The 14,453-nt window shown below is 39.1% G+C and carries 13 protein-coding genes; all 13 read right to left on the reverse strand.

Annotated elements, in window-relative coordinates; translation table 11 throughout:
* Positions 1 to 317: 317 nt before the first annotated feature.
* A complete protein-coding gene (gene truB, locus ACFIL3_RS05580; RefSeq protein ID WP_375611817.1) occupies positions 318 to 1,280 on the reverse strand; it encodes a tRNA pseudouridine(55) synthase TruB in 963 nt (320 codons plus the stop codon).
* Positions 1,281 to 1,284: 4 nt separating this feature from the next.
* Positions 1,285 to 1,692: a 30S ribosome-binding factor RbfA gene (rbfA, locus tag ACFIL3_RS05585; RefSeq protein WP_375611816.1), complete on the reverse strand. Its 408-nt coding sequence runs from the start codon at positions 1,690 to 1,692 to the stop codon at positions 1,285 to 1,287.
* 123 nt (positions 1,693 to 1,815) lie between these two features.
* Positions 1,816 to 4,335, reverse strand: coding sequence for a translation initiation factor IF-2 (gene infB, locus ACFIL3_RS05590; protein WP_375611815.1), 2,520 nt, complete (start codon positions 4,333 to 4,335; stop codon positions 1,816 to 1,818).
* On the reverse strand, positions 4,332 to 4,967 hold the full coding sequence (locus ACFIL3_RS05595) for an RNA-binding protein (protein WP_375611814.1): 636 nt from the start codon (positions 4,965 to 4,967) through the stop codon (positions 4,332 to 4,334). Before ACFIL3_RS05595 ends, infB begins: the two co-directional genes overlap by 4 nt.
* Positions 4,968 to 6,599: a transcription termination factor NusA gene (gene nusA / locus ACFIL3_RS05600; protein WP_375681332.1), complete on the reverse strand. Its 1,632-nt coding sequence runs from the start codon at positions 6,597 to 6,599 to the stop codon at positions 4,968 to 4,970.
* A gap of 47 nt (positions 6,600 to 6,646) precedes the next feature.
* Positions 6,647 to 7,297, reverse strand: coding sequence for a ribosome maturation factor RimP (gene rimP / locus ACFIL3_RS05605; RefSeq protein WP_375681341.1), 651 nt, complete (start codon positions 7,295 to 7,297; stop codon positions 6,647 to 6,649).
* A 127-nt stretch (positions 7,298 to 7,424) separates the two neighbouring features.
* Positions 7,425 to 8,126 (reverse strand): tRNA (guanine(46)-N(7))-methyltransferase TrmB, encoded by a 702-nt coding sequence (locus ACFIL3_RS05610; RefSeq protein ID WP_375613311.1) that lies wholly within the window; start codon positions 8,124 to 8,126, stop codon positions 7,425 to 7,427.
* Positions 8,123 to 9,391 (reverse strand): methionine adenosyltransferase, encoded by a 1,269-nt coding sequence (metK, locus tag ACFIL3_RS05615; RefSeq protein ID WP_375613312.1) that lies wholly within the window; start codon positions 9,389 to 9,391, stop codon positions 8,123 to 8,125. Before metK ends, ACFIL3_RS05610 begins: the two co-directional genes overlap by 4 nt.
* 130 nt (positions 9,392 to 9,521) lie before the next feature.
* A complete protein-coding gene (locus tag ACFIL3_RS05620) occupies positions 9,522 to 9,935 on the reverse strand; it encodes a helix-turn-helix domain-containing protein (RefSeq protein WP_375611810.1) in 414 nt (137 codons plus the stop codon).
* Positions 9,936 to 10,083: 148 nt separating this feature from the next.
* Positions 10,084 to 11,718 (reverse strand): apolipoprotein N-acyltransferase, encoded by a 1,635-nt coding sequence (gene lnt, locus ACFIL3_RS05625; RefSeq protein WP_375613313.1) that lies wholly within the window; start codon positions 11,716 to 11,718, stop codon positions 10,084 to 10,086.
* Positions 11,681 to 12,706 carry a hemolysin family protein gene (locus ACFIL3_RS05630; protein ID WP_375611808.1) on the reverse strand — a complete coding sequence of 342 codons (1,026 nt, stop codon included), beginning with the start codon at positions 12,704 to 12,706 and terminating at the stop codon, positions 11,681 to 11,683. The genes lnt and ACFIL3_RS05630 overlap by 38 nt, the downstream gene beginning before the upstream one ends.
* Positions 12,707 to 12,815: 109 nt before the next feature.
* Complete coding sequence (gene ybeY / locus ACFIL3_RS05635) at positions 12,816 to 13,283, reverse strand: rRNA maturation RNase YbeY (protein ID WP_375638365.1); 468 nt, start codon at positions 13,281 to 13,283, stop codon at positions 12,816 to 12,818.
* Positions 13,280 to 14,404, reverse strand: coding sequence for a PhoH family protein (locus ACFIL3_RS05640; protein WP_375613339.1), 1,125 nt, complete (start codon positions 14,402 to 14,404; stop codon positions 13,280 to 13,282). The genes ybeY and ACFIL3_RS05640 overlap by 4 nt, the downstream gene beginning before the upstream one ends.
* Positions 14,405 to 14,453: the final 49 nt, after the last annotated feature.

The following is a 14,453-nucleotide window of genomic DNA, read 5'->3' on the forward strand; positions in this document are numbered from 1 at the left end:
TTCTGAAAATCTTAAGCTTTTCTCGTTTCAAATCTATTTAGAGTAAATCAGTCCATATCTTTGCTTGTACATTATAAACGAGGACTAAAGTATGAGTAAAAAACGATTGAAAAAGAAATAAAAAGCCTTTTATGAATCCTTTAAATGCAAGGATTATTGCGACATTAAGAGGAAAAAGTGTGTGGTGGTGTTAGCTTATAGCACTGACTTAAATTTTGATATGAATACGGTAAATATAGACAATGAAAAGCACCATATTTTTCTTAATTGATAGAGAAAAATATCTTTCCGCAAAAGGTGGTTGGGAAAAGAATCGATTAAATTGTGAAAATCCGCTTTGGTTTAAATAGACCTTTGTCGAGAGTGCCAATAGCAAGAAGTTGTTCCTTATAGAGGACACAAATTTCCTCTTCATCAAGAGGTGCTTTGTGATGATTCAAGAGGATAGAATGGCCTCTTATAATTCTCTGTGCTTGAGTTTCATTAAGGATATAGTGAGGGAGGCAATCCAATGCGGCGCTTGTGTCAATTAAGAGCCCATCGAGTGTTGAGAAGTTTTTTTCAAAAGAACGATTATTCTCATCTGTAGTGTTTTTATTTGGCGGAATGGCCGCTTTTAGTTCCTCCCATGTAATGAGATCTTCTTCATCAAAAGGTGCGACGGCAATACGTCTTAAATCAGCAATATGCCCATAGCAACCGAGATCACGTCCCATATCGCGTGCTAAAGAGCGCACATAAGTTCCTTTTCCGCAGGTTATTTCAAAGATAGAATGCTCTTTGGTAGGCATTTCTAATAACTTGAAAGTTTCTATTTCCACTTCACGGGGCGGAATGTCAACAACTTCCCCTTCACGCGCTAAATCATAGGCACGATTTCCAGCAATTTTGATTGCTGAAAATTGTGGAGGTGTTTGCAAAATAACACCTGTATATTGAGGAAGAAGAGCAAGTATTTCTTCTTGTGTTGGACGTATGAGAGAAGTTTTCGTTATTTCTCCTTCTAAATCATCTGTTGAGCGCTCTTGCCCCCAAGCAATATGAAAACGGTAAGTTTTTTTGCCTTGCATCACGTAAGGGACGGTTTTGGTTGCTTCGCCCAATGCAATGGGAAGGAGACCAGAAGCAAGAGGATCAAGTGTACCCGCATGTCCTGCCTTTTGAGCATGGAAGAGCCATTTGATTTGTGAGACAGCTTCTGTTGATTTCATTCCTTTTGGTTTATCAAATATGACCCAGCCAGAAACAGGACGCCCTTTTTTCTTGTGTTGCCGCGCCATATCTTTAATCCTCATCTGTATCACTATGGTGAAGATCGCGTGCAACCTCAGGCGAGCGAAGGAGGGCATCAATTTTTGAAAAATTATCAAAGCTATTATCAAGTCGGAAACGCAGTTCTGGCATATATTTCATTTGTCGCAACGCATGACTGATTTCTCCACGGAGAAAACGACTATGTTTATTGAGGGTATCAACAACATCGGTATGAGAAGCATTTTTAAGAGTACTGAGAGGTGATACAAAGCAAGTAGCAATTTTTAAATCTGGTGACATGCGTACTTCAGAGACAGAAATAACAATATCTTTCAAGACATCATCAAGCAAAATATCACGCTGTAATATATGCGCTATTGCATGACGTACTTGCTCTGCTACTCTAAGTTGCCGTTGTGATGGCCCTGCATTTTTCATCAAAGTTTTATCCCTGCTACAAGATCTCTTTTTTAATCATCAAGATAAGGAAAAAAGAGACATTGTTTATAAAATCCAATCACTTTAACTCTGTCGTGAAATGAGGAAAGTTATTGGATTATTTTATAATGTGCGGTTAATATGTTCGATACGGAAGGTCTCAATGATGTCTCCTGCACGCATGTCTTCATAATTTTCAAAGGCTATCCCACATTCTTGACCACTTTGCACTTCATTGACTTCATCCTTAAAGCGTTTGAGTGTTTTCAGCTTTCCTTCGTGAATAACGATATTATCGCGGATAAGGCGAACACCGGCTCCTCGTTCTATTTTACCTTCTGTAACACGACATCCTGCAACTTTTCCAATTTTTGTAATGTTAAAGACTTCTAGAATTTCAGCATTACCAAGGAAAGTTTCACGCTGTTCTGGTGAGAGTAATCCAGACATAGCAGCCTTGATATCGTCAACAAGATCATAAATGATGTTGTAATAACGAATTTCAATTCCTTGTGTTTTAGCAAAATCACGTGCCTGCTTATTGGCTCGAACATTAAAGCCAATTACAGCAGAGTTAGAAGCTTCTGCAAGAGAAATATCACTTTCGGTAATTCCTCCAGCACCAGAATGTACAATACGCGCACGAACCTCGTCATTTCCGAGTTTTTCCAATGCTGAAGCGATTGCTTCAATTGATCCTTGCACATCTCCTTTTATAATAAGAGAAAATTCCTTAACACCAGTCGTTTGCAATTTTGTCATCATCTGTTCAAGAGAACCACGCGAACCAGTTTGCCGCGCAACAGCTTTATCACGTGCTAATCGTTGCCGATATTCAGAAATTTCACGTGCTTTTGCTTCATGTGTGACAACAGCAAAACGGTCTCCGGCTTGTGGTGTTCCTTGCATGCCTAAAATTTCAATTGGTGTAGAGGGAACGGCCTCTTTGACATGGCGGCCATGGTCGTCAATCAAAGCACGTACACGACCCCATTCATTTCCAGCAACGATAATATCAGAAGGGTGTAATGTACCTTTTTGAACAAGAACTGTTGCAACAGACCCACGTCCGCGATCCAATTTGGCTTCAATGATAACGCCCTCTGCAGTTCGTTGAGGATCTGCTTTCAGATCAAGCATTTCAGCTTGAAGAAGGATAGCTTCGAGAAGTTTATCAAGATTTTGACCAGTTTTAGCAGAAACTTCAACGTCCAAAGTTTCTCCACCCATAGTTTCAACAAACACTTCATGTTGTAGAAGTTCTGTACGCACTTTTTGTGCATTCGCAGCTGGTTTATCAATTTTGTTGATAGCAACAATGATAGGTACACCAGCAGCTTTCGCATGATTGATTGATTCAATCGTTTGAGGCATAACACTATCATCAGCGGCTACAACGAGAACAGCAATATCAGTAACACGAGCTCCGCGTGCACGCATAGCGGTAAATGCAGCATGACCTGGTGTATCAATAAAGGTAATTTTTTGACCATTTTGTTCTACTTGATAGGCACCAATATGCTGCGTAATACCTCCTGCTTCGCCAGAAACAACATTTGCTTTACGAATAGCATCCAAAAGCGAAGTTTTTCCGTGGTCAACATGGCCCATAATGGTTACAACAGGGGCGCGCTGCTGCATGTTTTGAGGATTATCTGTTATATTAAAGATACCTTCTTCTACGTCAGATTCTAAAACACGTTTAACAGTATGGCCAAATTCAACAGCGATGAGTTCGGCAACATCTGCATCAATAACATCGCCAGGTTTCATCATTTGTCCTTGTTTCATCAAGAATTTAATCACATCAACAGAACGCTCAGTCATACGTTGTGCGAGCTCTTGAATAGTAATCGTTTCAGGAAGAACAACTTCGCGAGAAATTTTTTCTCTTGGTTCTTGATTTTGTGCACGCTTAAACTTTTCCTGTCTACGCCGCATTGCAGCCATTGAGCGCCCACGTGCGCTTCCTTCTTCATCCAGTGCACTATTCAGAGTTAACTTTCCGCGTCTCCGCTCATCAGCTCCTTTGACAACTTTGGGTACACGTATTTCTGATTTAGCAGGATTAGCACGTCGACTATGCCGTTCTTCCTCTTTATTGTCATCTATTTTGCGTTTTTCAACCACGGTTGTCTGTTTAGGGGCAATAGGAATATCTGTCTGTTCAATGAGAGGGGGAACAGGTGGAGTCTGTACTGGCGATATTTCTTCTTCTTGTTGGAGATGTATTTCTTTTTCTTTAATTTCTTGCTGTAAAATTTCTTCACGCTCTTTAGCGCGTCTTGCTTCTTCTTCGGCTTGTTCTCGCGTTATTTTTTCTTGGATATGTGCTTCTTCTAACGCGCGAAGTCTCGCTTCCATTTCAGTTGATGAAAGATTGCTTTTGGTCACAGATTCTTGAGGCTTTTTTCCCTCAAAACGCGGTTTAGAACGCTGGGGGGCCACATGCGGCTTTGTAATGGGCTGTAGGGTTTCAGCTTTTTCATCAGGTCGCGTAATTTTACGCCGTTTGGTTTCGACAACGACAGCCTTCGTACGGCCATGACTAAAATTTTGTTTAACCGTACTCGTTTCCAAGACAGACCTCTTGAGAGTTAGTGTCTTCTTGACGGTTGTTTTGTCGTTGTTATTTTCACTCATTGTACTTCCTTCACGGCTTGGGCCGTCATCTCACTAGACTTACTATGCTTGTCGTCACGATAGCTGATCAATTTACATGTTGTTTTGAGAAATCCTTCAGCAGCTTTTGTGTCCAGTAAGGCCGCGTGCATTACAGGATTAGAGCCAAAAGCCACTCGCATTTCATCACTTGTAAATAAAGATATGGTTTTTATAGTCCGATTTGTTTGTTGTTGTATTGAATGGATGGCCTGTGCAATTTTTCGTTTCCCATCTTCTGTTGTTTCTTTAGCATGAAGTACAAGAATAACTTTACCAGAGCGGATAGCAGCGTCAACCTTTGTTGCTCCCATAACAATTGCTCCCGCTTTTCGTGCCATGGAAAGGCTTGAAAGAGCGGCTTTTAGTAAAAGCGTATCAACAACATGCACAAGATTTGGTGCAACCTCAACATCTGTTTTAAAGTTTCTATGAAAAGCTTTCTGTTTGATTGCTTTCTCAATAACAGCGTGATGGGCAGAAATCCAAACGCCACGCCCTGGTAAATTCGCTTTAAGATCAGGAACAATTTGGTTGTTGGGTCCAATAACAAAACGGATCAGCGTTTGTGCTGAAGCATTTTTTCGGGTCACAATGCAAGTCCGTTCATTCATTTAAAGTGTATCCACATCCAAATCATCTATTTTTTCATTTTCTGTAGAATTTTCATCTTCTACAGGATTTTCTGTAACAAGATCAGCTTGGTCTATCCAGCCTGCTTGTACACGTGCGGCTAAAACCATAGCTTCTGCATCTGCGCGTGTAATGTCAAAAGGGGTTAAAATACCAGAAAAATTCTGTGTTTGACCTTCTTTGCGTTCTCTCCAACCAGCTAAATCATCAACGGCATAGCCAGCAAAGTCTTCTATTGTTTTTACACCATCCTCACCTACAGCAACCAACATAGCACTTGTCATTCCAGGAAGTGTTCGCAATTCGTCAGAAACTCCGAGCTTTTTGCGTTTTTCATCAAGTTCTTTTTCTTGATGATCAAGATATTCGCGGGCACGACTTTGGATTTCAGCGGCGGTATCATGGTCAAAACCATCAATAGAAGCGATTTCTTCAAGATCAATATAGGCGATTTCTTCAATAGAAGAAAAACCCTCTGATGCCATAACCTGTCCGATCATTTCGTCAACCTCTAAGGCTTCCATAAACAATTTACTCCGTTCAGTAAATTCTTTTTGACGATTTTCAGATTCTTCCTTTTCCGTTAAAATATCAATGTTCCATCCTGTTAGTTGCGAAGCCAAGCGAACATTTTGCCCACGTCGTCCAATAGCAAGGCTAAGTTGATCATCTGGCACAATAACTTCAATCCGTTCAGCATCTTCATCAAGGATGATTTTAGAAACTTCAGCAGGTTGCAGTGCATTAACGACAAATGTTGCCGCATCAGGCGACCAAGGAATAATATCAATTTTTTCGCCTTGTAATTCAGCAACAACAGCTTGTACACGACTTCCTCGCATTCCAACGCATGCTCCAACAGGATCAATGGAACCATCACGTGAAACAACGGCGATTTTAGCCCGTGAACCTGGATCACGAGCAACAGATTTGATTTCTATAATACCATCATAAATTTCTGGTACTTCCATAGTGAAAAGTTTTACCATAAATTGGGGATGTGTGCGTGAAAGGAAAATTTGCGGACCACGCGTTTCACGGTGTACATCATTGACAAAAGCACGAATGCGATCTCCATAGCGGAATGATTCACGAGGAATTAATTCATCACGGCGAACAATAGCTTCACCGCGCCCTAGATCAACGATGACGTTACCATATTCCACACGCTTAACTGTACCAGAAATAATTTCACCAACTTTATTTTTGAATTCTTCATATTGCTGATCGCGCTCTGCATCGCGTACTTTTTGTACAATAACCTGTTTAGCAGATTGTGCTGCGATACGTCCAAAATCCATAGGAGGTAAAAGATCAGCAAAAAAATCACCAATTTTTGCTTCTGCTTGACGTTTGAGAGCATCAGACAAAGTAATTTCCGTTGTATAGTCTTCAACGACATCAACGATTTTAAGCAGGCGCTGTAATTTAATTTCACCTGTTTTAGAATTGATTTCAGCACGAATATTGGTTTCTTGACCATAACGAGAACGTGCTGCTTTTTGAATAGCATCAGCCATCGCAGAAATGACAATTTCACGGTCGATTGACTTTTCACGTGCAACAGCATCTGCAATTTGCAGAATCTCAAGCCTGTTAGCGCTTGTAGCCATCAATTTTCTCCTTCTTTGTGCCACACGATGGGTATTTCCCAGTGATATTATTTTTTGAAATTGAGCGTCTGTATAGAGTCGTTAGCGTTCTCTTCGGCAATGAATTGTTGACTTAAATCTTTATTTTGTTTCAATGCATCGCGAATAAGCTCATCGGTAAGCACTAAATGCGCATTTATGATATCACAAAAGGAAATAGGGGTATACATGGCTTCTCCATAAGCAGCTTTATCAGTGTTTAAAATAAATCCATCTTGCGTGATATTTGTAAGTGTCCCACGAAATTTTCGGCGCCCATCAATTGTTATTTTGGTTTCAATTTTTGCAAGATGCCCTTGCCAATGAAAAAAATCAGATTTTCTTACCAATGGACGATCAATTCCAGGTGATGAGATTTCTAAATGATATTTGCGTTCAATAACATTTTGTACATCAAGGAGGGGAGAAACAGTTCGACTAACAGTTTCACAATCTTCTATGGTCATAGAACCATCGGCACGTTCAACCATAATTTGAAGTGTTAAACCATTTTGACCAAGAAATTTTACACGAACCAAACGAAAACCTAAAGGTTTAAGTAGTGGTATGACAAGAGCAGCAACCTGTGCTTCGATACCATCTTCTTCAAACAGGCGCGGTTCGTCAAGATTGCTTATTTTTTCAGCTTCGTTCATACATTTTATCCAAGTTGGTTTCATCAGTTTTATGATATTAAAAAAGAGCGGGTCCAACGGCCCACTCTTCATCATAAGACCAAGAATTTAACTATTGATACTCTTAAATTCAAAATTTTTCAAGTTGTTTATGAGAAAAGCGCTTGATCATTTATTTCTTGATAAAGGTAAGATAGGCAGGCGTTCGTCCTTCGCGTAAAGCTTTTGCTTCATAGCGGGTTCCACTCCATAGTGGATAAGGGAGTTTCCAGTCTTGAGGGCTTTCTGCTTTCCATTCAAAGTGATCATGTTGTGCACAATGGTACAAAGTCCAGTTTACATAACTGTCTATATCGCTAGCAAAGCGAAAAAATTTTCCTATTTTAAGAACACGAGCAAAACGGTTAAGATTTTTTATATTGATGAAGCGTCGTTTCCAGTGTTTCTTTTTCGGCCAAGGATCAGGATAGAAGAGGTCTATTCCATCAAGCGAGTTATCAGGGAGCCAATCAAGAAGGCGTGTAGCATCATCATTATAGAGGCGAAGACGATTTTGATGGTTTTGATGCTGTTCAAGAGACGATAATATTTTTGCCATGCCATTGATAAAGGGCTCGACGCCGATAAAACCGGTTTTTGGAAAATATGCCATTTCATGAAGTAAATGTTCACCTCCACCAAAACCGATTTCAAGTCGAATTTCTCTTACTTTGCTTGAAAATAAGGATGTAAGGTTTAAGGGAGGAGGGACATTTAAATCAATATTCAAACTGGGGAGAAGCATTTGTATACGTGTAAGCTGACTGTCTCGAAGTTGTTTTCCTTGTCGGCGTCCAAAAAATGCTTCACTCTTACGTATATTATGTTTAATCATGGGATTTGGATCATTGTTTGAAGCGTTTTCACGAGATCAGTTTTTTCCCATGAAAACGAACCATCGTGTTTTGGTTTACGACCAAAGTGACCATAGGCAGCTGTTTTCGCATAAATAGGTTTATTGAGGTCAAGATGTTTTCGAATGCCGGTAGGTGAAAGGTCCATTATTTTGCGGATGGCTTCTTCAATAACCTTTTCATCGACTTTTCCTGTTCCATGAAGATTAAGATAAATAGATAAAGGTTGTGCAATACCAATTGCATAGGAGAGTTGAATGGTGCATCTCTCTGCTAAATGAGCAGCAACAATATTCTTAGCCAGATAGCGTGCCGCATAGGCAGCAGAACGATCAACTTTTGTTGTATCTTTTCCTGAAAAAGCACCGCCTCCATGGGGTGCTGCACCTCCGTAAGTATCCACAATAATTTTGCGTCCCGTTAATCCGGCATCGCTTTGAGGGCCTCCAATGACAAATTTTCCTGTTGGGTTAATATACCAACTACATTGAGCTGCAATGGGAATGTCATGTAAAGCTTGGCGAATGTAAGGTTCAACCACTGTACGTACTTTATTGGAATCCCAGCTTTCATCAAGGTGCTGCGTTGAAAGAACAATGGATGTGACCTCTATCGGTTTTCCATTTTTATAACGTATGGTTATTTGGCTTTTAGCATCTGGTCCTAATTTTCCAGTTTCTCCCTCTCCTTTATGACGAGCTGCGGCAAGAAGTTTGAGAATTTTATGCGCATAATAAATTGGCGCAGGCATGAGATCAGGTGTTTCACGGCAAGCATATCCAAACATGATACCTTGATCACCCGCTCCTTCTTCACCATGCCGATCCGTAGCATTATCAACCCCTCTTGCTATATCAGCTGATTGTGGGCGCAAAAGAACATCAATTTTAACAGTTTTCCAATGGAAGCCTGCTTGTTCATAGCCAATGGTACGAATAGCACGGCGCGCTGCTGTACGAAAACGTGTAGGATTAATGAGTGGAAAGCTAGTTTCATCATAGATGAATTCTTTATTTTTATCTTTTTTTAATAGCGTATCGGGAACACGTACTTCACCAGCGATAACAACACGGTTGACACTGACGAGAGTTTCACAGGCAACGCGTACTAACCATGGATCAGTACCAGTCTTTTCAGCTTCTTTATAGATCATATCAACGATTTCATCGGAAATACGATCACAAATTTTATCAGGATGTCCTTCCGATACCGATTCGCTCGTAAAAAGATAATCTTGATGCGGCATAGGAACTCCTTCAAAAAAGAAAACCAACGATTTAATCAATTGCTTACTAAAGTCGTCACCATTTGCTAATTCTACAGCAAATAGTCAATGCAAATGTATATGAATAAAAGAGAAAAAATATAATTTTAATTTATAACTTATTTGTCAAATCTTCCTCAGAAAGTGCTTTTGCCAAGTCAATAATTTTTCGACGCACTTTAGCATCAGATATATTTGTAAAAGCGCGCATGAGCTGAATCCCTTCGCTGCTAGAACAAAAGTCTATAAAATTGTGTTCACTTTCAGCAAAACCCTCTACTTGTTGGGAGGTAATACCTTTATCAAAAAAGTAAGAAACAGGAACATCCATAATTTCCGCTATCGCTTGAAGACGGCTGGCACCAATACGGTTTGTTCCTTTTTCATATTTTTGGATTTGCTGAAAAGTAATTCCTAATTTTTCACCTAGTTTCTCTTGAGTGAGTCCTAAAATATTACGACGTAAACGGATACGAGTTCCAACATAGATATCTATAGGGTCAGGTTTTTTTCTAGTTTCGGTCATAATGCAACTCTTTATTTCCAGCATTTTTCTTCTAAACCAACATCATATTTATGCGCAGTTGATTTATCATATAATTAAAACAATATGTAATATTTTTTCCCAATATCACTGGTACACACAACACAATACCGTACAAAGGGCACTTGAATCATTTAAGCTGTTTTGTAAAACCAAAACCAATACGACACAATAGCATAAGGATGAATAAGATAAAAGTAGAGAAAGTTCTGTATTCATTGCTTCCTATAGGGGTAATGGATGATGGAACTTGTGAATCAATAATGCCCACAGCATTTTGTCGAAGAGCTACAACGATTCGTCCATAAGAATCAATAACAGCTGATATGCCATTATTGGCGGCCCGTATGAGGGGGATTCCCAGTTCAACGGCACGAAGCTGTGCTTGTTGAAGATGTTGATAGGGTCCAGGTGTTACACCAAACCATGCATCATTTGTAATATTAATAATTGCTTGAGGTGGGGAGCCTTTAAAAGTCATTTCATGGGGAAATATTGCTTCATAACAAATTAAGGGTAGATAAGAAAATCCGTTTGGCATTGTAACAATTTTGCGCACACTTGCAGCACTATATCCACCAATATTATCAGCAAGGGTACGCAATCCAATTTTTTTCAATAAATTCTGATAAGGAAGATACTCACCAAAAGGAACCAAATGAAGTTTATCGGAAGTATTTAAAATATTACCTTGAGCATTAATGACTGCAATTGTATTAAAATATTGTGTTTGGGAATGAGGTAGATCATTGCTGGCGCGTATTGCTCCAACAATAGCCCATTGTTTAGGTTTTAAAAGAGAGGCAATGCGCATTGTGATAGATGAATTATCATAGAGAAGGTAAGGAACGGAAGCTTCAGGCCATACGATAAAATCGGGTTCTGAATTTTGATCGGTTGTTGGCGTTGCACTTAGCTTCATATGTGCTTCCAACATAGATTCTCGTGTATTATCACGCAATTTTATATTTTGTTGGATGGACGGTTGAACAATGCGCACCCAATAAGCACTTTTTTGATCTTCAGTTGTGTTTTCTATAGTATGAAGACGATAAAACCCAAAACCACAGTGAATGAATATAAGTGATAAGCAAAGAGAAAGTGCCACTTTCTTTTTTTCATCCGTTAATAAAACAGTTGGCAAACTGTAGGCTAAGACAGCAAGAATATTCATTCCGTAAAGTCCTACGATTGCATCAGATTGCATGAACATTGGGGTTGGCATGGCTGTATAGCCAAGAGAATTCCATGGAAATCCTGTGAATAAAAACGCACGCAACCACTCGGATAATCCTAATGCAAAGGCTAAAACAAAAAAGCGTGCTATTCCTTTTGTCCATAATAAACCGACAATAAAACCAGAAAAAAACCAATAAAGAGAAAGGTAGAGTGGAGGGAATAAAATGGCTAATGGGACTGCCCAACCAAAAGAATCTGGATCTGTTAACAAAGCATTGCATAGCCACCAAAGGCCGCAAATAAAATAACTAAAACCAAAGGTTCCACAGCTTAAAGCGTAAGTAAAAAAATGTTTTTTATTGTTTTTGGTGGCCCGTATTGAGTCAAGTAAAACAATAAAGAGAGGGAAAGTTAAAAAGCAAAGAGGCGTTAAATAAAAGGGTGGAAGTGCAAAAGAAGTAAGAGCACCACACAGAAATATCCATGCTTGGCGCTTCCAGCCTGTAACAGAGAACAAAAAAACGATGAAATTGTTTAAAAATACTGGACTATTCTTTAGGGATGGCATTGTTCTCAAGATTCTCATTTTTGGGAATGCGAAAAATGCGCAATCGTTTAATCCGGCGTTTATCAGCTTCTAAAATACGAAATCTATAGCCAGGTACAGCTTCGACAATTTCACCTTTAGCAGGAATGCGATCAAGAATTGAGACGATCAAACCACCAATAGTATCAACTTCATCACCATATTCCCCTACGATAAAATCAGGACCAAGAGCTTTCTCCACATCTTCTAGTTCAGTTCTTGCATCAACGAGCCATTTATTATTTGGTTCACGTACGATAGCATTGTCGACATTATCATGTTCATCTTCGATATCCCCAACGACTAACTCAACAATATCTTCCATTGAAACGAGACCATCTGTTCCTCCATGTTCATCAATAACTAAAGCCATTTGAGTTCGTGTAGTTTGCATCCGTGTTAATAATTTGCTTGCAAGCATAGAACTGGGAACAAAGAGAACTGTTCGGATCAAATCCAATTCACCGATTGGAGTATGCAAGTCTGTATGGTTTAATTGAAGCAAATCGGATTTTTGTTCGGTTTTTGTTGGGTTGATAATAAAGCGAGTGATGTAGTTAAGAATATCGCGGATATGGATCATGCCGCGCGGATCATCTAAAGTTTCAGCATAAACGGGGATACGAGAATGACCAATTTTTGCAAAACATTTAAGGGTTTCTCCAAGAGAGGTGTTTATTTCTAATGCTTCGATTTCAGAACGAGGTATCATAACATCATCCACGCGTGCTTCACGTAAGCGTAAAATGTTATGCAGCATAGTACGTTCTTCAGGTGAGAAGAGGGCGGCATCTTTTTCATTGTTAGTCGTGAGTGCAACGGTAAGATCATCGCGCAGTGACGTAGATGCACAATTTCGACCCCGTAAGAATGAAAACAAATGATTCATCAGGGAATATTTTTCTGTATGATTCGTCTGCTGAGAGGGGTCTTTTTCATTATTAGAAGATGCTTGATTATTATTTTGTGCATTTATTTTGTTTGCCATGGTTTTGAAATCTTCTAGACTTTCTTTTTTATAATAGATAAATAAGAGGCTTTAAATGGTATGCTGGTAATATTGATTTTAAAAGTTAAATTTTATCATTGATAGACAATTATGCGTAAGGATCTTTTATGGAAAGCTTTTGAAGAATTTCTCTTTCGAGCTTTTCCATTTTATATGCTTCATCATCAGTTTCATGGTCATAACCAAGCAGATGCAAGATACCATGAACAATCATATGTATTAAATGGTCTTGAAATGTTTTTCCTTCTTTCTCTGCTTCGAAAACAACAGTTTCTCGGGCAATAATAATATCACCGAGTATGGGACCAGGTCGATTTCCAGCTTTAAGTGGAAAAGCAGGAAAGGATAATACATTAGTAGATTTGTTTTTGTTGCGCCATTGTGCATTGATTTGTGCCATATGTTCATCATCCGTAAAAAGCAGGCTAATCTCGCTTACAACATTTTCCAATGAAACATGATGCATAGTTGCCATTAATGCTTTTTCAGTGATATTATAAAGCATTTTCTCATCATTCCACCCTGCGCTTTTAATCATTATATCAATAATAATCATGATGAATCAAATTCATTTTTTAATGCATCGCATGCGAATGATTTTTTTTTATTTTGTATTTCGGAATCACGATCATAAGCACGAACGATAGCAGCAACAAGTGGGTGGCGTACAACATCTTTTTCATCAAAATGCACAATTGCAATATTTTCTACATTTGAAAGAATGCGAATTGCTTCAATGAGACCTGATTTTTGCCCTGTAGGCAAATCAATTTGGCTTACGTCACCGGTAACAATCATACGCGTTCCTTCTCCAAGACGTGTGAGGAACATCTTCATTTGCATGGGGGTAGTATTTTGTGCCTCATCAAGAATAACAGCAGCATGGGCAAGTGTTCGTCCGCGCATAAAGGCGAGAGGAGCAATTTCTATGACACCAGAGGCTAAAATGCGTTCTATTTTTTCAGCGGGCATCATATCATAAAGAGCATCATAAAGTGGTCGTAAATATGGGTCGACTTTTTCTTTGAGATCACCGGGAAGAAAACCAAGATGTTCTCCAGCTTCAACAGCCGGACGTGAGAGAATAATTCGCTCAATGATACCACGTTCTAGAAGCATTGCAGCATGAGCAACAGCAAGATACGTTTTTCCTGTTCCTGCTGGTCCTACACCAAACACAAGTTCAGTATGCTCCATAGCACTTATGTAAGCGTCTTGTGTTGGAGTTCTTGCATGAATTATTTTTTTATGGGTACTCAACCGAGCTGCTATACGTTTCGTTGCAGATTTGTGTGTTATTGTGTCTTCTTTCTGCTTCTTTGGTATATTTGCCATAGCAATCGCTCCTTTTATATCTGATAAAGTGAGCTCTTGATGTGTTTTGGCACGTTCATAAAGCTGCTGCAATGCATATTGCGCACGTTTTATAACAGAAATATTTCCACGGATTAAGACTTCATTACCACGCGGATGAATACTAAGTTCGAGTTTTTTTTCGATATAAGCGAGATTTTCGTCAAATTTACCAAAAACTGCTTTTGCATATTTATTATTTTCGAAAATCAAAACAACTTGGCTCACATCTGAAGCGCTTGTTTGTTTCAAGGTATCAGCCTTTTCAAGGGACATATTTACTTTTTCTTTAATACGCTTTATTTTTTCGGTTGAAGCTTTCAGCCTATTCTCCATATCTACATAAACATTGCACATTTTGTTAAGTAAACTT

The organism is Bartonella sp. CE47NXGY, from assembly GCF_042195415.1.
Taxonomy (GTDB): Bacteria; Pseudomonadota; Alphaproteobacteria; order Rhizobiales; family Rhizobiaceae; genus Bartonella.